Origin of the sequence: Geotalea sp. SG265, assembly GCF_022808985.1 — a bacterium.
GTDB lineage: Bacteria > Desulfobacterota > Desulfuromonadia > Geobacterales > Geobacteraceae > Geotalea.
This window is the reverse complement of the sequence record NZ_JAKZFT010000002.1, coordinates 343,830-365,361: the sequence shown is the minus strand read 5'-3', so window position 1 is coordinate 365,361 and position 21,532 is coordinate 343,830. Positions and strand designations below refer to the sequence as shown.

The 21,532-nt window shown below is 60.1% G+C and carries 20 protein-coding genes; 15 read left to right on the top strand and 5 right to left on the bottom strand.

The features are described from left to right. Nucleotides 1-190 precede the first annotated feature (190 nt). The 6 genes from ML541_RS04140 (at nucleotide 191) to ML541_RS04115 (ending at nucleotide 7,955) form a co-directional block, all read left to right on the top strand. Nucleotides 191-1,546, top strand: coding sequence for a DEAD/DEAH box helicase (locus ML541_RS04140; protein ID WP_243371088.1), 1,356 nt, complete (start codon nucleotides 191-193; stop codon nucleotides 1,544-1,546). Between the two features lie 141 nt (nucleotides 1,547-1,687). After that, the gene (locus ML541_RS04135; RefSeq protein ID WP_243371086.1) at nucleotides 1,688-2,875 is read left to right on the top strand and encodes an FprA family A-type flavoprotein; all 1,188 of its coding nucleotides are present in this window, start codon (nucleotides 1,688-1,690) and stop codon (nucleotides 2,873-2,875) included. A gap of 239 nt (nucleotides 2,876-3,114) precedes the next feature. Further along, entirely contained in the window at nucleotides 3,115-5,382 is a 2,268-nt protein-coding gene (priA, locus tag ML541_RS04130) for a primosomal protein N' (RefSeq protein ID WP_243371138.1), read from the top strand. 31 nt (nucleotides 5,383-5,413) lie between these two features. Beyond that, entirely contained in the window at nucleotides 5,414-5,830 is a 417-nt protein-coding gene (locus ML541_RS04125) for a secondary thiamine-phosphate synthase enzyme YjbQ (protein ID WP_243371084.1), read from the top strand. A 1-nt stretch (nucleotide 5,831) separates the two neighbouring features. Continuing rightward, complete coding sequence (locus tag ML541_RS04120; RefSeq protein ID WP_243371083.1) at nucleotides 5,832-6,668, top strand: ribonuclease H-like domain-containing protein; 837 nt, start codon at nucleotides 5,832-5,834, stop codon at nucleotides 6,666-6,668. Nucleotides 6,669-6,698: 30 nt separating this feature from the next. Continuing rightward, entirely contained in the window at nucleotides 6,699-7,955 is a 1,257-nt protein-coding gene (locus ML541_RS04115) for a diguanylate cyclase (protein WP_243371081.1), read from the top strand. Here ML541_RS04115 and ML541_RS04110 read toward each other — a convergent pair. The 3 genes from ML541_RS04110 to ML541_RS04100 all read right to left on the bottom strand — a co-directional run bounded on the left by ML541_RS04110 (nucleotide 7,952) and on the right by ML541_RS04100 (nucleotide 9,436). After that, complete coding sequence (locus ML541_RS04110) at nucleotides 7,952-8,467, bottom strand: BCAM0308 family protein (protein ID WP_243371079.1); 516 nt, start codon at nucleotides 8,465-8,467, stop codon at nucleotides 7,952-7,954. The genes ML541_RS04115 and ML541_RS04110 overlap by 4 nt on opposite strands. 157 nt (nucleotides 8,468-8,624) lie before the next feature. Further along, complete coding sequence (locus ML541_RS04105; protein WP_243371078.1) at nucleotides 8,625-8,792, bottom strand: hypothetical protein; 168 nt, start codon at nucleotides 8,790-8,792, stop codon at nucleotides 8,625-8,627. Nucleotides 8,793-8,893: 101 nt separating this feature from the next. Further along, on the bottom strand, nucleotides 8,894-9,436 hold the full coding sequence (locus ML541_RS04100) for a M50 family metallopeptidase (protein ID WP_243371076.1): 543 nt from the start codon (nucleotides 9,434-9,436) through the stop codon (nucleotides 8,894-8,896). Between the two features lie 174 nt (nucleotides 9,437-9,610). Here ML541_RS04100 and ML541_RS04095 point away from each other — a divergent pair, with 174 nt between their 5' ends. The 4 genes from ML541_RS04095 to ML541_RS04080 all read left to right on the top strand — a co-directional run bounded on the left by ML541_RS04095 (nucleotide 9,611) and on the right by ML541_RS04080 (nucleotide 16,611). After that, nucleotides 9,611-14,140, top strand: a complete 4,530-nt coding sequence (locus tag ML541_RS04095; RefSeq protein WP_243371074.1) for a glutamate synthase-related protein — start codon at nucleotides 9,611-9,613, stop codon at nucleotides 14,138-14,140. Nucleotides 14,141-14,181: 41 nt separating this feature from the next. Beyond that, the gene (locus tag ML541_RS04090; RefSeq protein WP_243371072.1) at nucleotides 14,182-14,997 is read left to right on the top strand and encodes a lipoate--protein ligase family protein; all 816 of its coding nucleotides are present in this window, start codon (nucleotides 14,182-14,184) and stop codon (nucleotides 14,995-14,997) included. Nucleotides 14,998-15,095: 98 nt separating this feature from the next. Next, nucleotides 15,096-15,980: a lipoyl synthase gene (lipA, locus tag ML541_RS04085; RefSeq protein ID WP_243371070.1), complete on the top strand. Its 885-nt coding sequence runs from the start codon at nucleotides 15,096-15,098 to the stop codon at nucleotides 15,978-15,980. Nucleotides 15,981-16,029: 49 nt separating this feature from the next. After that, entirely contained in the window at nucleotides 16,030-16,611 is a 582-nt protein-coding gene (locus ML541_RS04080) for a M23 family metallopeptidase (RefSeq protein WP_243371068.1), read from the top strand. A 24-nt stretch (nucleotides 16,612-16,635) separates the two neighbouring features. Here ML541_RS04080 and ML541_RS04075 read toward each other — a convergent pair whose 3' ends face one another. Together ML541_RS04075 and ML541_RS04070 are read right to left on the bottom strand one after the other, a co-directional pair. Beyond that, the gene (locus tag ML541_RS04075; RefSeq protein ID WP_243371066.1) at nucleotides 16,636-17,013 is read right to left on the bottom strand and encodes a hypothetical protein; all 378 of its coding nucleotides are present in this window, start codon (nucleotides 17,011-17,013) and stop codon (nucleotides 16,636-16,638) included. Between the two features lie 16 nt (nucleotides 17,014-17,029). After that, nucleotides 17,030-17,365 (bottom strand): hypothetical protein, encoded by a 336-nt coding sequence (locus ML541_RS04070; protein ID WP_243371064.1) that lies wholly within the window; start codon nucleotides 17,363-17,365, stop codon nucleotides 17,030-17,032. A gap of 185 nt (nucleotides 17,366-17,550) precedes the next feature. On the opposite strand from ML541_RS04070, the gene ML541_RS04065 reads away from it, so the two are divergent. The 5 genes from ML541_RS04065 (at nucleotide 17,551) to ML541_RS04045 (ending at nucleotide 21,524) form a co-directional block, all read left to right on the top strand. Continuing rightward, nucleotides 17,551-18,351 (top strand): DUF72 domain-containing protein, encoded by an 801-nt coding sequence (locus tag ML541_RS04065; protein ID WP_243371062.1) that lies wholly within the window; start codon nucleotides 17,551-17,553, stop codon nucleotides 18,349-18,351. Between the two features lie 48 nt (nucleotides 18,352-18,399). After that, nucleotides 18,400-19,458, top strand: a complete 1,059-nt coding sequence (locus ML541_RS04060; protein WP_243371060.1) for a hypothetical protein — start codon at nucleotides 18,400-18,402, stop codon at nucleotides 19,456-19,458. A 4-nt stretch (nucleotides 19,459-19,462) separates the two neighbouring features. Beyond that, nucleotides 19,463-20,641, top strand: a complete 1,179-nt coding sequence (locus ML541_RS04055; protein ID WP_243371058.1) for a VWA-like domain-containing protein — start codon at nucleotides 19,463-19,465, stop codon at nucleotides 20,639-20,641. A gap of 231 nt (nucleotides 20,642-20,872) precedes the next feature. Continuing rightward, nucleotides 20,873-21,274: a hypothetical protein gene (locus ML541_RS04050; protein ID WP_243371056.1), complete on the top strand. Its 402-nt coding sequence runs from the start codon at nucleotides 20,873-20,875 to the stop codon at nucleotides 21,272-21,274. Between the two features lie 64 nt (nucleotides 21,275-21,338). Continuing rightward, nucleotides 21,339-21,524, top strand: a complete 186-nt coding sequence (locus ML541_RS04045) for a DUF2007 domain-containing protein (RefSeq protein WP_243371054.1) — start codon at nucleotides 21,339-21,341, stop codon at nucleotides 21,522-21,524. Nucleotides 21,525-21,532 lie beyond the last annotated feature (8 nt).

Genomic DNA, 21,532 nt, shown 5'->3' with positions numbered 1-21,532 from the left:
GCATATCAGCATCCCCTCGAAATGCAGTAGCACTTATGGTTGGCGACGATGTAGTTGAGCCGGTCATACGTGTTATTGCCGTCATTTCTGCGTTGCAATGGTTGCCGCAACGGTGATTCGCGTCCATCTTCAGCCGTTTCCGGCCTAGGAGCGCCCATTACATGCTCAGCCGGAAATCAAAGGAATTAATATGTCATTTGAATCATTGCAGTTGTCACCTCTTATTCTCAAGGCTATTGCCGCCTGCGGCTACACCACCCCCACGCCTATCCAGGCGCAGGCCATTCCCCTGGCGCTCGAAGGAAAGGATCTCATTGCCTCCGCCCAGACCGGCACAGGCAAAACGGCGGCATTTACCCTGCCGTCCCTGCAGCGGCTCACCGTCCGCTCCCCGCTCCCCGGCCGCGGCCCGCGCATTCTAGTCCTGACCCCGACCCGTGAGCTGGCCAACCAGGTCACCGATGCGGTGCGCAGCTACGGCAAGTTCATGCGCGTCACCAGTGGCGCCATCCTCGGTGGCATGCCATACCGCGAGCAGCTGATGCTTTTGTCCCGCCCGGTGGACCTGATCGTGGCCACCCCCGGGCGCTTGATCGACCACCTGGACCGGGGCAAGATCAATCTTTCCCGCCTGGAATTGCTGATTCTCGACGAGGCCGACCGGATGCTGGACATGGGCTTCAGCGAGGACGTTGACCGGATTGCCGCCGCTGCTCCTGCCAATCGCCAGACCCTGCTCTTCACCGCCACCATGGATGATGTCATGGCCAAGCTTGCCCAACGTCTCCTGAAGGATCCGGTGCGCATTGAGATAGCCGGCAAGAAAACGACCCACGAGCAGATCGAGCAGCGACTTCATGTGGCCGACAACCTCCAGCACAAGACCCGCATGTTGCAGCATCTCATCGCCGACGAGAGCGTCACCAAGGCCATCATTTTTTCCGCTACCAAGCGTGACGCCGATCTCCTTGCCCGCGACCTCCATGCCCAGGGGCATGCTGCTGCCGCTCTCCATGGCGATATGTCACAGAATGCACGGAACAAAACCATTCACAACATGCGACGCGGCAAGATCAGGTTGCTGGTGGCCACCGACGTGGCGGCCCGGGGCCTGGACGTTTCCGGCATCAGCCACGTCATCAACTTCGACCTGCCCAAATTCGCCGAGGATTATGTCCACCGGATCGGCAGGACGGGCAGGGCAGGGGCCACCGGCGTCGCCATCTCCTTCGCCTCGCTGAACGATCTCAATTACCTGGACCGTATCGAGCGCTACACGGGACAGACTCTACCGATGCACGTCATTCCCGGCCTGGAGCCGACCCGTCCCCTGCGCCGTCTCAACAACCAGGGAAAGCGCAGCCAAACGGCAAATGGCCGCGGCAAGACCCCCTATGCCGGCAACGGCCGCCGTCCCGGCAAGGACGACCGGAAGAGCGGCGGGTTTGCCCAAGCACGGAAAAGTGCCGCTCCGCGCTCACGAACCTCTGAGCCGGTGGTAGAGTACCGCAGTCTCAAACCGGGCCGGGGTACCCGCCAGTCCTGATCGTACAGTAATATTCACATGCGCAGTGAACGCCCGGGCAACCGGGCGTTTTTGTAACCGTTATTTCAAGCCGCCACCTTGCCCTCTGAGAAGTTTCGGCTATACTTTTGCTTCGCAACCGCATTACCTAGGAGGCACCCAATGGCAGAAATATTTCAGATCAAGCCGGACATTCACTGGATCGGAGTAAAAGACCCCGAGCTGCGCACCTTTGACGATCTCTTTCCCACTGCCCACGGTACGACCTACAATTCCTATCTCATCAAAGGGAAAGACAAAACAGCCATCATCGATACCGTCAAGGGGAAACGGGGTGAGGAGTACCTGGAGAAGGTCAGGCAACTTGTCGATCCCGCCGAGGTGGACTACTTCATCGTCAACCACACCGAACCGGATCATTCCGGGTCGCTGGCCCTCATGCTCCAGCACTGCCCAAAGGCAAAGGTGGTTTCCACCCAGGCCGCCCATACATTTCTCGGCAATCTCATCCACACTCCCTTCCCGTCCCAGATCGTCAAGGATGGCGAAGTTCTCGACCTGGGGGGCAAGCGCCTGCGCTTCATCGTTGCCCCTTTTCTGCACTGGCCGGACACCATGTTCGCCCTCCTGGAGGAGGACCAGGTCCTCTTCACCTGTGACGCATTCGGGTCACACTACTGCGGCTCTTCCATCTTCAACGACGAACTCCCCGATTTCAGCGCCGACATGCAGTTCTACTTCGATACTATTATGCGCCCCTTCAAGGACAAGGCGCTGGCGGCAATCGACAAGATCCGGAACGAAAAGATCGAAGTCATCTGCCCGAGCCATGGGCCGGTGCTGCGCAGCGAGCCGTGGAAAACGGTCGCCCGGTACGAAGGCTGGTGCCGCCCTGAAACAGGAGAGAGAAAAATCGTCCTCTTTTACATCTCCCCCCATGGCAATACGGAAAAAATGGCGGCCAGTGTGACCAGGGGGGCCGCGGCTGCCGGTGTCCCGGTGGACGCCAGGCACATCACCGAGCTCACGGCGGCGGAAATCCGCGATCTCATGGAGACGGGGGATGCCTTGATTTTCGGTGTTCCCACCATCAACAGGGATATACCGAAACCCATGTGGGATGTCCTCGCCTATCTTTCCACCGTCCGCCTAAAAACCAACATTGCCGCCGTCTTCGGCAGTTATGGCTGGAGCGGCGAAGCCTGCCGCCTGGCGGAAGATCGGTTGAAAGGGCTCAATTTCAAGCTGCCGGTACCTTTTGTCCGCGCGCCGTTCACCCCGCGTGCCGAGGCGTTGGAGCAGTGCGAGGCGCTTGGGCGGGCCGTTGCCGAGGAAGTGCTGAAGAAATAAACCAGCCGGTCCCCAGGGTAGAAATTGAAATATCAAGCCGGAAGTGCCCCAGGTGGGATGCATCCGGCTTTTTTTGTTATTTCAGTAAATTTTCGGGGAAGGCAGTCGTGGCGACAGGGCGAACGGACGAGGTCACGACTGCCTGTCTTTTCCCCGATATCTACAGGCGCACCTTTTTTGCCTTTCGGTTGGGGATATTCAGTTTGACACCACTTCTTGCCGACTCCATAATGTCGGTCATGACGCCCGAGCAGAATGCCGCTAAAATCATCGAAGTGGCCGTACCCCTTCCCCTGGATGCCACCTTTCATTACAGCGTCCCCGACACGCTTGCCCACCGGGCATCCATTGGCGTGCGGGTGCTGATTCCTTTCGGCAGGCGTAAGATCACCGGTTACGTGGTCGGTACTCCGGCGGCCAGTGCCGAAGAGGTCAGAGAAATTGTCGATGTCTTCGATGAGGAGCCGCTCTTCACAGAAAAGGAGCTGGCCTTCTTCCGCTGGAGCGCCGCCTATTATTTTCACCCCCTGGGAGAAGTGATCAAGGCGGCACTGCCTGCCGGCATCAACCTGACCAGCCGGAAACGGAACGTGGTTGCCGCCGACGGTACCCTGGTGCAGGAAGAAGTGCTCACGGGGGGGCGGCCGGTCAAGCGGGAGACTTTCTACCGGGCCGTGGCAGCTGCCGGCCCGCCACCCAAGCTGCGTGGTACGATGCTGCGCCTCCATGAATATCTCTGCCGTGTTGAAGAGGCCCCCGCAACACAGTTGCGCCGGGAATTCGCCGCCACCGCAGTCCATTTCAGACGCCTGCTGGACCTGGGGCTGGTCGCGGCTGCTGAGCGGGAGGTCTACCGGGACCCGTTCCGGGAAGAAGTCTTTGTCCACGACCTGCCCCTGGCGCTCAATGTCCATCAGGCTGCGGCACTGGAGCACCTTTCTGCCGCCGTGGCCCGGGGAGCATTCGCCCCGTTTCTGCTCCATGGCGTAACTGGCAGCGGCAAGACCGAGGTCTATCTGCAGGCCATTGCCCGGGTGCTGGAAAAAGGGGGGACTGCCCTGGTACTGGTGCCGGAGATTGCCCTCACTCCTCAGCTGGTCAAGAGGTTCAAGAGCCGGTTCACCAGCGGCATCGCCGTTCTGCACAGCGGCCTTTCCGACGGCGAGCGCTATGACGAGTGGCGCCGGATCAGGCGCCGGGAGGTAACCATCGTCATCGGCGCCCGCTCAGCCCTTTTCGCCCCCCTGACCAATCTGGGTATCATCGTCGTCGATGAAGAACACGAATCTTCCTACAAACAGTCGGAAGGTTTCCGCTACAATGCCAGGGACCTGGCCCTGGTGCGGGGCAAAATGGAAGGGGCGGTGGTGGTGCTCGGTTCGGCAACTCCCCTGGTGACCACCTATCACGCGGTGCAGCAGGGAAAGATCGGCTATCTGCAGCTTCCCGAAAGGGTCCGCAGCTTGCCGATGCCGACAACGGAGCTTTTGGACAGCCGGGGCCGAAAAAGCGCGACCTTTCTGCCGGAGTTGGTCGCGGCAATGGGCGATAATCTGGCAAACGGCGGACAAACGCTGCTTTTCCTCAATCGGCGCGGCTTCGCCACCTATCTGGTCTGCGAGGAGTGTGGCACCGTCCTCAGCTGCCCCAACTGTTCGGTAACACTTACCTACCACCGCCGCCGCGAGCGGCATTTCTGCCATTACTGCGACTATTCCATCCCCGCTCCCTCCGTCTGCCCCAAGTGCGACAGCCCGTCCATCGCCCTCCTCGGGCGCGGCACGGAACGGGTCGAAGAAGAGGTCCGGGAGCTTTATCCCGACGCTGGAATCGGCCGCATGGATCGGGATACGACCAGCGGCCGAGGCGGTCATTCACGCGTTCTCAAGGGGCTGGAGAACGGCACCGTCGATATTCTGGTCGGCACGCAGATGATCGCCAAGGGGCACGATTTTCCCGGAGTGACCCTGGTGGGGGTGATTTCCGCCGATGCCACCCTGAACATCCCCGATTTCCGTTCGAGCGAACGGACCTTTCAGCTGATCAGCCAGGTGATCGGCCGTGCTGGGCGCGGAGACATGCCGGGCCGGGTGCTGATCCAGACCCTCAACCCCGGCCATTACGCCATCACCCGCGCCGTTGCCCACGATTTCACTGGTTTTTACCAGGATGAGACGGCATTCCGTGCCGAGGCCGGCTATCCACCCTTTGCCTACCTGGCGGCGCTGATTTTTTCGGGAAATTCCGCCCAAGAGGTGGATAAGGGGGCGACGGCAGCGGCGGGGCTGTTGCAGCGCCTCAAGGGGGAAGCACGGAGCCGGGTGGAGATACTGGGGCCGGTGTCTTCTCCCCTGGCCATGATCCGCGGCCGCTACCGGCGCCAGATCCTCCTCAAATCGGGGCAGCGCCCGGAGCTGCACCGGCTGGTCGCCCGGTTCAGGAAGCAGCTGAAGCTGCCGGCGGTGGTGAGAATGGCCATAGATATCGATCCCCTGGATATGCTGTAACAGGCTGAACTTTCATGGAATGGAGAGGACAATGAAGCACTACCGGCAGGAGTTGTGGTTCGAGGTGGAGAAGCGGCGCGATTTAATCAATATCACCCCCCGACTGGAGGAGTGCCTTGCCGAAAGCGGCATCAAGGAGGGTCTGCTGCTGTGCAACGCCATGCACATAACCGCCAGTGTCTTCATAAATGACGACGAGCCGGGGCTGCACCACGATTTCGAGGTCTGGCTGGAGGGACTTGCCCCGGAAAAACCATATTCCCGCTACCGGCACAACGGCTATGAGGACAACGCCGATGCCCACCTGAAGAGAACTATCATGGGGCGCGAGGTGGTGGTCGCCGTGACCGACGGCAAACTGGACCTGGGGCCATGGGAGCAGGTCTTCTACGGAGAATTCGACGGCAAGCGACGGAAACGGGTCCTTGTCAAGATCATCGGTGAATAGCATGCTGGCAAGAACCTTCTGTCATATCCCCGGTGTCAGCGCCGCCATGGAAAAGGAACTCTGGCGGCAGGGCATCCATACATGGGAGCAGTTTCACGCCCAGCCGCGGCCGGTTTTTTCTCTCTCCAGGAACTACCAGGTGCTCCGTCGGCTGGAGGAATCAGAACGACACCTGCTGCAGGGCGATCCGGATTATTTTCGCAGATCATTGCCCGCCAGAATGCACTGGCGGCTCTTTTCAGCTTTCCGCGGGAGCATAGCCTATCTGGACATCGAGACAACCGGCCTTTCCCGCCACCGTGACAGCATCACCACCATTGCACTTTATGACGGGAAAGAGATACGATATTATTTACAAGGGGCAAATCTCGGCGACTTCAGGAAGGATATCGGCAGATACGGACTGCTCGTCACGTACAACGGCAAAGCATTCGACATCCCCTTTCTTGAGCAGCATCTGAAGATGTCCCTGCCCCAGCCCCATATCGACCTGATGCACGTGCTGCGCAGCCTGGGATTCAAAGGGGGGCTGAAGGGGTGCGAGAAGCAGCTGGGACTGAGCCGCGAAGAACTCGATGGAGTCGATGGCTCCTTTGCCGTGCGCCTGTGGCGCGATTACGCCGCCAGCGGCAACACCCTGGCGCTGGAAACGCTTCTGGCCTACAACATACTCGATGCAGTCAACCTGGAGGTCCTCATGGTCACGGCCTACAACATGAAGCTGCGCGAAACCCCCTTTTCCGAACATCTCAGGCTGGCCGTGCCGAAACCTCCGCAGTTACCGTTCTCTCCCGACCGTACAACCATAGAACGGCTGAAGTTCGGTAGTTACTCGTAAAAAGCCGCCGTTGGGCAGCCAGGTGATCGTATGCCAGCACTCTTGTGGCCAAAACCATTCCGTTATTTCAGCAATGTCAGGTTTTTCCTCCTCAGCCTCTGCGTCATCCTCTCGCTTTTTGTCGTCGTCGTCGCCTATTTCCTCTATGCCAGAACCGGAAACCTCCTGCTGCAGCGGGTCAGGGAGCAGGCCCTTGCTTACGCCGACCTCATCGATCATACCAAGATGTGGAACTATGACTACGGCGGCGTCTATGTGGAGAAAAAGAGGGGGGTGGAATCGAACGGCTATCTCTTGAAGATCGGTGTCAATCCTGACTTGAAGACCACCGATGGCAGGACCCTGACCCTGCGCAACCACGCCATCATGATCAAGGAGATTTCGGTGCGCAGCGAGCAGCAGGACGGTCCCAGCTTCCGCATCGTCAGCTCCCATCCCCTCGACCCCGCCAATACTCCCGATCCCGTCGAGATGGCGGCACTCGGCATGTTCAGCCAAGGAGCGCACGAGATGTCCAGACTGGTGCTGGACAACCCGACAGGCCCCATTTATCGGTTCCTGCTTCCCCTCCATGCGGATAAATCCTGCCTGGAATGCCATGCCACCAGAATTGGCGACGTGCTGGGCGCCCTCAGCATCACTCTCACCATTTCCGAACTGGCCAGGGAGACCCATTTCAGCCAGCTACTGATAATAGTGGCGGCAGTCGTCATTATCGGCCTGGTGGTGGGTATCACCTATTTTCTTACCTGGCGCCTGGTCATAAAACTGGATGAGGCCCAGTGGCGCCTGAAGCGACTGGCCTCAACGGACGAGTTGACGGGACTGAACAATCGTCGGCATATCCTCGCCCGGCTGGAAGAGGAGTTCGAACGCTCAATCCGTCTGGACCAGCCCCTCTGCGTCATCATGCTTGACCTGGATTTCTTCAAGAAGATCAATGACACCTGGGGACACCCTTTTGGTGACCATGTCCTCAAGTGGGTGGCGAATCGCATGAACGAGGTGGTGCGGGCCTATGACATCATCGGCAGGATCGGCGGCGAGGAGTTTGTCATCATTTCGCCAGGCACGACCCTCGACGAAGCACTCGTCCTTGCGGAACGGCTGCGGGAAACCATCGAGCAGGAAACCATCGAGCATGGTGAAATCTCCATCACCCTTACCGTCAGCGCCGGTATAGTTCTCATGGACAAGGGGGACATCACCAGCGACGATCTGATCCGGCGCGCCGATGCGGCCCTGTACCGGGCGAAGCAAGCCGGACGGAACCGGGTGGCGATTTAATCCCGGTTCCAGAACACTCGGACGAAATTCTCATCATGGCCCCACTGGTAGCGCAGTTCGCCACCATGGGCCTTGTGGATCTCCCGCCCCAGCTTCTGGGCCAGTTTATCTTCCGTTGTCGTGATGGAAATGGCATTCTGTTCCTGCTTGATTTCCATGATTCGCCCTAGCGGGTTCTTCTGTCGTGAGCGCGACTCCGTATTTTTCACTGCATCGAGAATGACATCGGCATGTTTTTTCAGGTACTGTCCGGAGAGGGTGATGATGGCGGCCGGTGTGCCGTCAGCAATCAAATGACAAGCAGGACACCGGATCTTGAGGAGCGATGCCCCGTTTCCTGCCTTCTTCAGTTCGGCATCGTCCATGTACCAGCGCTTGTTGATGAAGACAGCACCGCAGGATGTGCAGAGGGCATCCTGCTTCGGCTGCATGAAGATATGAGCAGTATGGGCAGCGCGCTGCCCTTTTTCCTCGACGGCGATCCGGCGGTTTACCTCTCCCATGACACCCATGACAACCCCTCCTTTTCTGTCGAAATGAGGCTTGTGGTAAAAGTATATCACCACCTGGTGCCGTTACCATTGCCGGGCTTCGGGGAGGGCTACGGAGTCGAGAAAGGCCGTTCACTTGAGCAGGAACGGCCTTTTGTTGTCGCAGGGATACAGACGCCTATCTGTGCCGGTAGGAGCGGTTGCAGACCCGGGCGTAGCGCAGGGCCCGGTGCGCCTTTTCTTTCACGAGGGACATCATGCTGAAGCCGACGATGAGGATGAAGAAGGACCAGAAGATGATGACGCTGAAGATCTTTGGTGCTGCGGGCTCGTAAAACATGATCATTCACCTCCTCCGGCATGGAAAACGGTCGAATTTTCTACCCGTCTTGATGCTAATACATATCGGTTCACCTTGGCAATTACTTTAATTAGAGGACCGTTTCCCTAGGCCCAGAGCCCCGCGGTACAGAAAAGGAGCGCAGCGAGGCAGCCATAGAGCAACAGGCTTGCCGGGCTGGACAGCGCTACCTGCAGATCGGCGCGGGACGGGACGGCGCTGTAACAAAAGAGGTAGACGACGGCATAGAGAAGAAGCGTGTGGAGCGTGTCGGCAGGAAACCAGGCGAACCAGCGGCGATAGAGGTACCAGGCAGCGACGATCAGCCAGAGGGGGGCAAGGGCGGTCGGCACCGCGGAAACCATGCCCGCCCTGCCGACGGCGACAGAGCCGAGCACCCACCTCCTGTGGGATGAGCCCTCGCCAAGGGTGCCGCCTTGCCGATGGGGGATGATGCTGAAGCCGCGGGGCCTGCCGCCGGTGAGGAGGGCGACGAGGTAGTGGGAAGTCTCATGGAGAATGGTGCCGGGGAGGGCAAAGAGAATCAGCCAGAAGGCGCCGGCCCGGCCGACCCGCTCCTGGGCCGCGGCCAGAAAGATCGCCAGCAGCAGGCCGGCGAAATGTGCTGTCTTTGGATCGTTGGCAAACATGGGGCCTCCTCGTGCCAGCTGAGCATATAGGAATTTCCCCGGCGGTGCAACAGCCCCCTTTTCCCATGTACCTGCCCCGGAGTTGCCGTTTCTGCCGCGGTCTGCTATAACGTATCTTCCATCCATGGCTGCGTGTACTTTGGACGGGGAGAAAAAGCTGACAGTGGAGTTGCCATGAAACATATCGATGTAGATCCGTCGGGACTCGTTCCTGCAGAGCGGGACGCCTGCGCCATTATCGGCTACCTCAACAAGGGCGCCCAGCCGACCCATGGCAATGTCCAACGCACCATCGAGGCGCTGGTCAAGATGGGGCACCGGGCGGGAGAAATCGACGGCGAAGGGGACGGATGTGGCATCCTGACCGACATTCCGCGGAAGCTGTGGCAGGAGGTCCTGGCGGAGAACGGCTGTGATCAGGCGCTGGCCGAGTCGCCGGCTTTTGCGGTTGGGCATCTGCTCGTTCCCAGGGATGCACTGCAGGCGGATCCGCTTCTCCGGGAAAAGGCGATCCGCCGGATCGAGGGTGCTGGCGTAAAGGTCCTCGTGGAACGACCGGGGGTGGTGCGTAGTGAGGTTCTCTCCAGCGGAGCACGGCTCGGCGAGCCCCTTTTCTGGCAGCTGGCACTGCTCTGCCCAGAGCGCAGCAACATTCCCCACCTGCTCTTTATTCTACAAGTGGCCCTGGAGGAGGAATTCCCTATCCACGTCGCTTCCCTTTCCAACCATGTAGCTGCCTACAAGGTCCACGGCGCGCCGGAACTGCTGCCCCGCTACTATCCCGAACTGAAGCGGCGCGATTTCCTTTCCAGCATCACTATCGGCCACAGCCGTTACTCCACCAACACTCTACCGACGGTGCTCCGCGCCCAGCCTTTCTCCCTGCTCGGGCACAACGGCGAAATCAACACCATCGCCCGGCTTCGGGAAGAGGCACGCATGCTCGGCATCGTCCTACCTGTTGGCGGTAGCGATTCCCAGGACCTCAATCGCACCCTGGAAGGGCTGATGTTTCACCACGGGCTCTCCCTGTTCGAAGCGATGGAGATGGTCTTTCCTCCCATCTTCAGCGAGATGGAGATCATGTCCGCCGAGCTTCAGGCCATGTACAGCTGGTATCGCAGGTATATCACCGCTTCAGCCCAAGGCCCGGCAGCGATTATCGCCCGCCACGGGAAAGAGTGCGTCTTCAGCGTTGATGCCATGGGATTGCGGCCGCTCTGGTTCGGCGAGACGGAGAAGGAGCTCTTCATCTCCTCCGAACTGGGTGTGGTCCCCCACGAGGAGATTATGTACGACCCGAAGCCGCTGGCCCCGGGGGAGAAGGTGGGGATAGAGGCGACACCGGGGAAAGGGCTCAGGGTTCTGTACCATCCCGAACTGCGGCGGCAGATTTATGAGCGTTTCCGCAGGAGGACCAATCTTTCCGCCCACGCCAGGGTATGTTTCAAAGGGGACGCCCTCCCGGAGCCACAGGGCACCCGGGCTGGACGGTGGGGCAGGAACGCCCGCCTCGTCTTGGAAAACCTCATGTCAGCATTGGCCTGGAAAAGCAGCGATGTGCAGAATCTCAGGGAGATGGCCCGGTCGGGGACTGATCCCATTGCTTCCCTCGGCTATGACGGACCGTTGGCGGCTCTGTCCTTGTCCAGACAGAACCTTTCCGATTATTTCAAGGAACAGGTGGCGGTGGTGACCAACCCGGCCATCGATCGGGAGCGGGAATCGGCCCATTTTTCGGTCCGTGTTTTTCTCGGGGCAAGGCCCCGTTTCAAGGGACCCGCCTCACAAGGGGTAGAACTGGCCATCCCCCTCCTTACCGGGGGACGGCGCGGCGCTGCAGAGGCAGTCGATGCTGCGGTAGCGCACCGGTTCGGTACTGCGACCCTTGAATCGGTGCTGGAGGTCTTCCGGGGACGGGGGAGCCGCACCATTTCCTGTGCAATGCTGCAGGATGAATCGATTCAGCAGGCGCTTGAAAGGTTGAAGCAGGAGGCGACCAGTGCCGTGGCAAACGGTGCCCGCCTCCTTGTCCTGGATGACAGCGCCGCCTTCGGCCCTGCCCGGAGCTTTATCGATCCTTACCTGGTTGTGGCCGTGCTCCACAAGGGGCTCAAGGAGGAGCGGACTGTCTCAGGGGAGTCCCTGCGGCGTGGTGTTTCGCTGGTGCTTCGCTCCGGCGCCCTGCGTAACCTGCACGACTTGATCTTCGCCCTGGGAATGGGGGCCGATGCCCTCTGCCCCTATCTGATCTGGGAACAGGGGGATGCGGAGGAGAACGGACTGAACAATCTCCTGTCGGTTCTGGGTAAAGGGCTGGAAAAGGTGATTTCCACCATGGGAACCCACGAGATCGGCGGTTACGGCAAATATTTCGCCTCCATCGGCCTTTGCAGCCATCTGGCCGGGATTTTCGAGACCCCCAATTTCTGCGGTTCGGGTCGCGGGGGGCTGACGCTGGCACGGCTGGAGGCGGAGAATCGCAGCCGCACCGCCGTCGCCCGCAGCCGGGAAAAGCAGCCGGTGCCGGTCCAGTTTCGCCTCTATCCCCGCATCTGGAAGATGGTCGGCGCCGTTGCCAAAATGGAGGAAACCTACGCCGACCTGTCACGGCTGATCCGCCAGCTGGAGGGGGAGAATCCCCTCGCCATTCGCCACCTTATCGACTTCCACTTTCAGGAGGAGCTGACCGTGGATCCCGACGAGGTGGATACCACCGTCGGCAGCCACGACCTCCCCATCCTCTTTTCCGCCATGAGCTTTGGTTCCCAAGGAGAAACCCCCTTCCGCATCTACGCGGAAGCGGCACGACGGCTGAACATTGTCTGCATGAACGGCGAGGGGGGGGAGATCGCCGACATGCTGGGGCATTACCGGGAAAACCGCGGCCAGCAGATTGCCTCCGGCCGGTTCGGCGTCAACATGGAGTTCCTCAACTCGGCCGATTTCCTGGAGATCAAGGTGGGGCAGGGGGCCAAGCCAGGCGAGGGTGGGCATCTTCCCGGCTTCAAAGTGACGGCGAAGATCGCTGCAGCCCGCAATGCCACGCCGGGGGTCAGTCTCATCTCCCCCTCCAACAACCACGATATTTATTCCATCGAGGACCTGGCCCAGATCATCGAAGAGCTGCGCACCGCCAATCCTCGGGCGCGCATCTCGGTCAAAGTGCCGGCGGTGGCGGGGATTGCCACCATTGCCCTGGGTATTGCCAAGGCCGGCGCCGACATCATCACCATCAGCGGCTATGACGGGGGGACCGGCGCAGCCCGCCGCCATGCAATCAAATTCGTCGGCCTTCCGGCGGACATCGGCGTCAGTGAAGCGCACCGGGCGCTGGTGGCGGCAGGAATGCGCCACAAGGTGGAGATCTGGGCCGACGGCGGGGCGCGTACCGGCCGCGACGTTCTGAAGCTGATGCTTCTGGGGGCGAACCGGGTCGGCTTCGGCACCATGGCGATGGTCATCATTGGCTGCACCACCTGTCGCGGTTGTCACCTGGGGACCTGCCATGTGGGTATCGCTTCCCAGATCGAAACGACGGCGGAGGCCGAGGCCAAGGGGCTAAAGCGCTTCGTTCCCCGGGTGCTGGAAAACGGCGTCATTTACGAAACGACCTTTTTCCGTGGCATGGCGCGGGAGATCCGCATTCTTACGGCGAAGCTCGGTTTCAAACGTACCCAGGACCTGGTTGGCCGAGCCGACCTGCTCTTCCAGAACAGGGGCTTGGAAAGCCTGGACCTGTCGGATCTTTTGACACCGGCACAGCACAACGCAGCGGCGGAGGTGGAAGACAAGATCCGCATCATCCGCAAACCGCTCAATTACCTGACCTCCCTGGTGTCAAACCTGGTCCACGATGCCTTCCTCAGCGGGGAGACGCGGGTCCGTTACGACGACACGGACGCTTCCAGCTCCGACCGGGCCATTGGCACCCATCTGGCAGGAGCCATGGTCCGGGATATCAATGCAGGGCGACTGTCGGGAGAGGAGCAGGCGCTGCTCCATTTCCAGCGGGATTCCATTCCAGGCAACGGCCTTGGCGCCTTCAATATTCCCAGGATTACCATACGTGTGGAAGGGGGGGCGCAGGATGGGGTCGGCAAGTCGGCCCGCGGCGGCAAGATCGTCATCCTCAAGGGAGAAAACCGCAACGGGACCCGGGTCGGCGGTTCGGTGGGTAAGGGACTTGCCTATGGCGCCCAGGGGGGAACCTTCATCGTTCAGGGGGATGCGGACAGCCGGGCCTGTATCCGCCTCTCCGGCGCCGACGTGGTGCTGGGAGGAAGGATGCGTAGCCCTCTCCATGACGAAACATGCAATCCCGCAGGCCGGGCCAACCTCAAGGGCTTCGCCTTCGAATACATGACCGCCGGCAGGGCCGTCGTCCTGGGAGACCCGGGTCCGTGGATCTGTTCGGGCATGACCGGGGGGACCGTCTACTGTCACTTGGACGACGAGATGGGGATGACCAGGGATGCACTGCGCCGACGCATCGCCACGGGAGCCGGGGTAGAGATCCGCGATCTGGAAGACCACGATCTGGCAACGGTCGAGGAGTTGCTGCTCCAGTACCACCGGGAACTGGTCCGCTCCCATCAGGAAGAGGAGGCGGACTGGGTGGAGAGGGTCATTTCCTCATGCCGTAGCCGCTTCGTCAAGATCGTGCCGGAAAAGGTCGTGGTGACGCCGCGGAGCACGGAGTAGCCGATGCTGGATCGCATTTCGATTTTTTTTGAGAGCAGGCGATGAGTTTTGGTTCACACAACTGGCGATTGATCGATACGGGACCCCTGGACGGGGCGGCCAACATGGCTGTCGATGAGGCGCTGCTGCAGCATTTCGATCCGGTGGGCTCCCCGCCGGTGCTGCGCCTCTATGGTTGGAATCCACCTGCCTTTTCCCTGGGACGCTATCAGCAGGCGGCTGAAGTGCTCGATCTGGAGCTCTGCGCCGAGCGGAGATTGCCGGTGGTGCGGCGGATTACCGGTGGTGGGGTAATTTACCATGCCGAGGAGCTCACCTACAGCATTGTCTGCGCACCGCGGCACATTGCCGAAGCTGCGACAGTCAAGGAATCCTTCGCCCGCCTCTGTGGTTTTCTCCTTTGCACCTACGGCAGGCTCGGCCTTGATGCGGGTTTTGCCGTTGATCATGCCCCTTCCGGCACCAGGCTCGGGGGGCGCATTCCCTTCTGTTTTGCCGGAAAAGAGGAGTTCGATATCATTATCGCCGGTCGAAAGCTGGGGGGCAACGCCCAGCGGCGGACCAAGGGGGTCGTTTTCCAGCACGGCTCCATCCCACTGCGCTCCATGGTAGCGGTGGCACTCCCCTACCTGCGCCAGGGGGGGGGCGGCGTGGAAAAGGACGCGGTGAGCCTCGCCGAACTGGGTGTCGCACTGGGGGAGGATGCGTTGAAGCAGCTTGTGGCGGCATCGTTTAGGGAGGCGATGCAGGTGGAGCTGCAGCCGGATGGGATGCTCCCGGCCGAGCTTGATACGGCGCGACGACTGGAAGAGGACAAATACCGCAATCCTTCCTGGAACCTGTCTGCCTTGCGGTGAGTGAGTCCGATCACCTGATGAGCCTTCATCCCTTGATTTATCGGCTGCACCCTTCTAAATTATCCTTGTGTGGTTGACCAGGGAAAGATGGGGAACCCATGAATATCACCCGCCGTCCTGAATGGCTGCAAAAAAAGATCTCCCCTGTCGCCCACGCCGACATGGAGCGGCTGCTGGGGGATCTGCAGCTGCATACCGTCTGCCAGGAAGCACACTGTCCCAATATTTCCGAATGTTTTCGCCAACGCCAGGCCACCTTTCTCATTCTCGGCAAGCTTTGCACCCGGCTCTGCTCCTTCTGCAACGTGACGAAGCAGACGCCTCTGCCGGTGGACCCTGCCGAGCCCGGGCGGGTTGCAGCGGCTGTGCAGCGGCTGAAGCTGATCCATGTCGTCGTTACCAGCCCGACGCGTGACGATCTGGCCGATGGGGGGAGCGCCCACTACGGAGCCACGGTGGCGGCAATCCGCCTGGCATCGCCCGAAACGGCCATCGAACTGCTGGTGCCCGATTTCGCCGGCAGTGCAGAGGCTGTCGGGGGGGTGGTTGCGGCCCAGCCGGATATTCTCGGCCACAACCTGGAAACGGTGCCTCGCCTCTATTCGATCCGCTCAGGAGCCGATTACCGGCGTTCGCTTGGGGTACTCCAGTCGGTGCGCCGGATGGATCCGGCCATGAAGACCAAATCCGGATTGATGCTCGGCCTGGGGGAGACGGAGGACGAACTGTTCCAAGTCCTTGAGGACCTGCGCCGGGTGGATTGCACGTACCTGAGCATGGGACAGTACCTGGCTCCCAGCCGCAGCCATCATCCCGTTCAGGAGTTCGTCTCTCCGGAGACATTCGACCGTTACCGGGAGCGTGCTCTTGCCATGGGCTTCGCACATGTTGAGAGCGGCCCTTACGTGCGCAGTTCTTACCATGCGGAACAGTATGGGGCTGGCACGGCGCATGCAAGAATCCCCGGTGTCCCTGGAGATTGATGAGAAAAGCTGGAAAAAACGGGTTACAACGATGATGAAGAGTTCGGTAGTGAAAAAATTTCCTTGTTTGGCGAAATTTCTGCTTGTTTTGGCCGCACTCGTGGCTCTAGTTCCCGGGGTCGCGCTGGCTGCCCGTAAATCGCCTGTTGATGGGGGTTTTATCACTTCCGGCGTCGGCTACCGGCCGGATCCTTTCGGCAGCGGCCGCATGGTCTATCACAACGGTTACGACATAGCCGTACCGCTAGGCACCCCGGTTTATCCCACCCAGGACGGCACCGTCTATTTTGCGGGGCCATACAAGGGGTACGGCAACCTGGTGGCAGTGGACCACCAGAACGGCTATGTAACCTTTTATGGGCACAATTCGGAGATAAAGGTAACGGTGGGGCAGAAGGTGGACACGACGACGGTGATTGCCCTGGCCGGCAGCACCGGCAGGTCCACGGGGCCACATGTGCACTACGAGGTGCGACAGGTGCCGGGATATGCCAAGCAGCGGCGCGAGCAGCTTGAAGCGGGGCTAAAGCAGGTGATGCAGGAAAAAATCGACGGGTGGGTTGAGGATTACGTTGCCGGCAAGGGGGGGCCCGAACCGGAGAAGGTCATGCCCGAGGACGCAGCTGAATAACGCCCACTTTTCCGTAACTGCTCGTTATCGAAGTAACTCTTCTTTCACTTTTTCATCGATCATACTATCTTCAATGGCTTCCCTGGCCCAACTGTCCCTGCTTTGAGCAATGACCCGCGCCGCTCCCTCGGCCACCGCCGGAATGGGGCTCCACAAAGCATTGCGGATGATGCGCAGCTCATGGTCCTCCCCCTTCTTGCCGTCGGCCAATTGCCGGCAGTTGCCGCAGAGAAGCGCCACATCTTCCTCGGTCAGTTCAGCCCTATTTCCATACTCCCACGGGCGCAGGTCTTCCTTTCCCTCGCACCACTCGCAGGCGAATTTCGCCCTCTTGGCCAAGGCCTTGCCCATGGCGGCGATCATCTCCTGCCGTTCCCGGTTTGACTGATACCCTTTTGCCATGATGCTCCTTCCGCTGCTATTTGCAGCTGCAGTCGAAATCCCAGGTACATGAATTGTAGGTTTTGATGCAGTTGCCATTCTTGTCCCAGGCGATGCATTCGGGAGTGCAACACATGCAACCCTGTAATTTCTGCATAACGCCTTGGGGCTGTTTCAGCTGAATATCCTTGACGAACCGGGCGACTTCCCGTCCATTCTGATCAATGATGGCATTGCCGTCAGCGGATATGCGAAGTTCCTTTTTCTCCACCGCCTGTTTTGCCGCCGCCGGTTCTGCATTTGCCACAGTGGCCCCCACAAGGAGTACACCTGCTGCTGCCATTACCATGCACATTAAGATCTGGTCTTTCATTGGTCACTCCTTTTTTTGCAGGTTTTTCACCGGCTGCAGGCTATCTTTTGCCCGGATGAAAATTTGCTCACCTTCATACACCCACGGGGCCCAAGGTGTCAAGAAGTTCGGTCAAGTAAGAATGCGAAAAGACGGAGAAAGGATGTTAAACTTGTCGTATAAAACTGCTGCTGAAGGGGGAATATATGGCCCAGGTCCAGATCGGCTGCAGCGGCTTCAACTACAACCACTGGCGCGGAAATTTCTACCCGGAAAAACTGCCCCAGCGGCTTTGGTTCGCCCACTATTTCTCGGTCTTTTCCACGGTGGAGCTCAACGTCACCTTTTACCGGTTGCCACAGTTGTCGGTCTTCGAGCACTGGCGGGAGGAAACGCCGGATGACTTCCGCTTCGTCATCAAGGGGAGTCGCTTCATTACCCATATCAAAAAACTGAACGAGGTGGAGGAGCCAGTGCAGCGCTATTTCGACGCGGCGGCCGGGCTTGGGGACAAGTTGCAGGTGGTGCTCTGGCAGCTGGCTCCAAGTTTTGCCCCGGATATGGAGCGCCTTGAACGGTTCCTGGATCTTTTGGCGCAGTATCCGGTTCGCAATGCCTTCGAGTTCCGCAACGAAGGCTGGTTCAACGATGACGTGGTGGAGCTTTGCCGCAGCCACAACGTGTCCTTCTGTCTGGCTGACTGGCCCCAGTACCTCTATGACTGGGCGCCGACCGCTGATTTCATCTACCTGCGCCGCCACGGCCACGGCGGGGATTACTCCGCCTGTTACAGCGAGGAGGAACTGGCCCGGGACGCAGAGCGGATCAGGGGCTACCTGCAGGGGGGGCGCGATGTCTACATCTACTACAACAACGATGCCCTGGGGTTCGCCCCGAAAAATGCCATGCGCCTGGCGGAACTGCTTAATATTCCAAAAGTTTCCCGTGCTGCTCCCCGCCCGCGTCCGGCAAAATCCGTTGGAAAATCCCGGCAAATTGTGTCTTAATGGAGAAGTTTCGCAGTTATTAGCAGTTGCACGAGGTAACAGATAGTCATGAACGTTGAACAGATGAAAACGGTCCTCAGGGAGATCCTGACCAAAACCGACCTCACCCCCTGCGTGGTCGGCCACCGCGGGGTGGGCAAGACCGCCGGCATCATCCAGCTCTGCCGTGAATTGGATCGGGAGTATGTGCCGCTACGCTTGGGGCAGATGGAGGTAGGAGATCTTGTTGGCATACCGTACCGGGAAGGAGGGGTGATGCACTGGTCCCGCCCGTCCTGGTGGCCTGATGACCAAGCCGCGGAGACGCTTATTCATTGCGATGAGCTGAACCGCGCTCAGCAGGAAGATACCCTGCAGGCGATCTTCCAGTTCGTCGAGCCCCCGGCCGAGGGGCAGCAGCGGGCATTGCATACCCACAAGCTGGGGCTGCGCCACAAGGTGGTGGTGACCATCAACCCCCCCGACGGCACCTACCAGGTGGCGACCTTGGACCGGGCCCTGATCGACCGCATGGTCATGCTGTATGTGGAAACGGACTACCAGTGCTGGGCTCGCTATGCCGTGCAGAGGGAGCTCGATGATGGCGTCAGGGGTTTCCTGGCAGGAAATCCTGCCTTTCTTGCCCGCCAGGGAAGCCCCCTGGATATGGACGTGGAGCCGACCGAGCGGGGTTGGGAGATGGTCAGTATCCTGCGTCGTCGCTGTCGCCTCCCTCGTGAGCTGGAGATGGAGGTATATGCGGGCATTATCGGCAAGGAAGCGGCGGTCTCCTTTTTGCGCTGGTGCGCCGACCAGGCTGGGAGGCCGGTGCCGGCGGCGGAGGTGCTCAACAATTGGTCGGTGGTCATGGAGGCGGTCCTCAGGCAGCGCGACGATGCCCAGGCAGCGACCATGAATGAGCTTCTGAGCCTGCTCCAAGTGGCGCCGGAGCTGACGGGGAACCAGGAGGAGAACCTGGTTGCCTACCTGGAGTGCCTGCCGCGGGACATGCGCTTCGCCACGGTGAAATCCCTGCTGAAGATCCCGCCGGTGGCCCTGGCCATCAGCCAGGACAAGTACGACACCGTGGTGCTGGATGCCATCCGGACCATGAGCGCGGAAGCATAAACCGGTGTCCCAGAGGTCCCTGGAAAATGCCGTCATCCGCCTGCTGAAGCAGTATCCTTTCTACGGGCAGTTCCTGCTCAATTTCCATCGTCAACAGGTGGACAGCAAAGAGCCGTTGGGGGTGACCATCCGTGGCGGGGTCCCGGTACTGACCTTCAATGGATCCTGTTTTGCCAAGCTTCAGCCCCGGGAGCAGGAGGCGCTTTTGCAGCACGGAGTGAAGCATGTCCTCCATCTGCACATGCTGCGCCGCAAGGGGCGCAATGGGCACGACTGGGACATTGCCTGTGATCTGGCTGTTAATCCGGGCATCGAGGGACTACCGGAGGAGGCGGCCTACCCTGCCCTGTTCGGGCAGCCGGATAGCCTTGCGGCAGAGGAATACTATGCCCGGCTTACCTCCCGGTTCGATATGGGGAACCTGGCCGGTGGAGGGATCGGCGATGCGTCCCGGGATGTTGGGGGACATGCGGGGCCGGACCAAAGCGGGGAAGCTGCCTGCCAGAGGGCAAGCACCATCGACAGCCATGCCTCTTGGCATGAGGCGGACAGTACGCCGCTGAAGCTGGGCGAAGAGGTGGTGCGGGGGATGGTTAACGAGGCGCTGAAGGCGGCAGATGGAGCGGTCCCGCCGGAACTGCGCCGGGTGGTGGAAGGCTACCTGCTCCCATCGCCGATACCGTGGAAACAGGTGTTGCGCCAGTTCATGGCCACTGCAGGACGGACCGGCAGGCGCACCACCTGGAGCCGCGAGCATCGCCGCTTCGAGCATATCACCCCCGGCATCAGGAAGAATCATAAACTGAATCTCCTGGTGGGGGTGGATGTGAGCGACTCCACCAATGCAGGTGAATTACGGGAAGCCTTTGCCCGGGAACTGCTGCACATCGCTCGCGGCCGTGAGGCGGTCATCACCGTGATCTACGCCAACAGCCGCATTCAGAAGATCGAAAGCCTGAACGGCAGGGGAGTGGTGCAGAGCTACCACGGTGGTGGCTTCACCGACCTGCGTCCACTCTTCGACTACGCCCGTATCTTGCAGCCGCGGCCGGCGGCGGTCATCTACCTTACGGACGGCTTCGGCCAGGCACCGGAAACCATGGAAATTCCGACGCTTTGGGTGTTGACCAGGGAGGGGGAGAGGCCGGTGCCGTGGGGACTCGAGCTGCGACTCGATATCTAGCAGTATTGAAGAACTACACGGTGTGTGACGGTGGTCGTGACTTCGTCCGTTCGTTCTGTCGCTACAGCTGCGGACCTTGCGCTGTCCCTCAATCTTATCGCCTGAAAGGGTAGTTTGTCGGGGCACGCCCTGTTCATCATCGGGCGGGTGTCCGCTCGCCGCTACGGCTCGGTCACTCACTTCCGAAGACACGACCACCGCCAGTATTTTTGCAGAGAGTAAAGGAAACCAATGGAAGAATTCAAGCCAATGACAGCAGCATCGGTCCAGGCACTGCTCGAGGATGCAGGGGCACAGACCATGGCCCGCGACGGGCGTTCGGAGAGCTACGGGTCTCCCCGGGAGTTCTCCTTCGAGGTGAAGGGGGCGTTTGCCAACGGCATGGGACTGCATGTGGTCGCCCGCCAGTTCAACTACCGCGATCCATGGGAGGCGGAGGGGCGGGTCAACGACCTAGTGGATGTGTCACTGCTGCGGGACGGCGGTTATTCGCCACTGCCCAAGGGATACCCTTTCTTTCAGGAAACGGACATGGAAGAGGGGGTGGATGATGCGCGGCTCAAGGAGATCATTGCCGCGGTCCGGGACCTTAACCCCAAGATCTACCTGCTTCAGGAGCTGACCGGGGGCTGAACCTGTTTGAAGCGAAACGCACCCGGGGTGATACACTTAAAAGAAAAAAACCGAGGTGAATCGCATGGTGAAGTTCTATGATCCGAAGAACGAGGAAGAGCTGGCCCGGGTGGAAAAGGTGCTCAAGGCTGAAGGGATCGAATATTTCCTCTCCCGGGAGCCGGTGCAGGGCATTGCCTCCCTTCAGGTGCTGGTGGCGGAAGAGGACCTGCCCCATGCCAACGACTTGATAAAGGAACTGAAGAAGTAATCCGGTTG

Bases quoted from the DNA above. Each gene is read 5' to 3' on its own strand.
- ML541_RS04140 (WP_243371088.1), top strand. From the start codon at position 191: ATGTCATTTGAATCATTGCAGTTGTCACCTCTTATTCTCAAGGCTATT.
- ML541_RS04135 (WP_243371086.1), top strand. From the start codon at position 1,688: ATGGCAGAAATATTTCAGATCAAGCCGGACATTCACTGGATCGGAGTA.
- priA (WP_243371138.1), top strand. From the start codon at position 3,115: ATGACGCCCGAGCAGAATGCCGCTAAAATCATCGAAGTGGCCGTACCC.
- ML541_RS04125 (WP_243371084.1), top strand. From the start codon at position 5,414: ATGAAGCACTACCGGCAGGAGTTGTGGTTCGAGGTGGAGAAGCGGCGC.
- ML541_RS04120 (WP_243371083.1), top strand. From the start codon at position 5,832: ATGCTGGCAAGAACCTTCTGTCATATCCCCGGTGTCAGCGCCGCCATG.
- ML541_RS04115 (WP_243371081.1), top strand. From the start codon at position 6,699: ATGCCAGCACTCTTGTGGCCAAAACCATTCCGTTATTTCAGCAATGTC.
- ML541_RS04110 (WP_243371079.1), bottom strand. From the start codon at position 8,467: ATGGGTGTCATGGGAGAGGTAAACCGCCGGATCGCCGTCGAGGAAAAA.
- ML541_RS04105 (WP_243371078.1), bottom strand. From the start codon at position 8,792: ATGATCATGTTTTACGAGCCCGCAGCACCAAAGATCTTCAGCGTCATC.
- ML541_RS04100 (WP_243371076.1), bottom strand. From the start codon at position 9,436: ATGTTTGCCAACGATCCAAAGACAGCACATTTCGCCGGCCTGCTGCTG.
- ML541_RS04095 (WP_243371074.1), top strand. From the start codon at position 9,611: ATGAAACATATCGATGTAGATCCGTCGGGACTCGTTCCTGCAGAGCGG.
- ML541_RS04090 (WP_243371072.1), top strand. From the start codon at position 14,182: ATGAGTTTTGGTTCACACAACTGGCGATTGATCGATACGGGACCCCTG.
- lipA (WP_243371070.1), top strand. From the start codon at position 15,096: ATGAATATCACCCGCCGTCCTGAATGGCTGCAAAAAAAGATCTCCCCT.
- ML541_RS04075 (WP_243371066.1), bottom strand. From the start codon at position 17,013: ATGGCAAAAGGGTATCAGTCAAACCGGGAACGGCAGGAGATGATCGCC.
- ML541_RS04070 (WP_243371064.1), bottom strand. From the start codon at position 17,365: ATGAAAGACCAGATCTTAATGTGCATGGTAATGGCAGCAGCAGGTGTA.
- ML541_RS04065 (WP_243371062.1), top strand. From the start codon at position 17,551: ATGGCCCAGGTCCAGATCGGCTGCAGCGGCTTCAACTACAACCACTGG.
- ML541_RS04060 (WP_243371060.1), top strand. From the start codon at position 18,400: ATGAACGTTGAACAGATGAAAACGGTCCTCAGGGAGATCCTGACCAAA.
- ML541_RS04050 (WP_243371056.1), top strand. From the start codon at position 20,873: ATGGAAGAATTCAAGCCAATGACAGCAGCATCGGTCCAGGCACTGCTC.
- ML541_RS04045 (WP_243371054.1), top strand. From the start codon at position 21,339: ATGGTGAAGTTCTATGATCCGAAGAACGAGGAAGAGCTGGCCCGGGTG.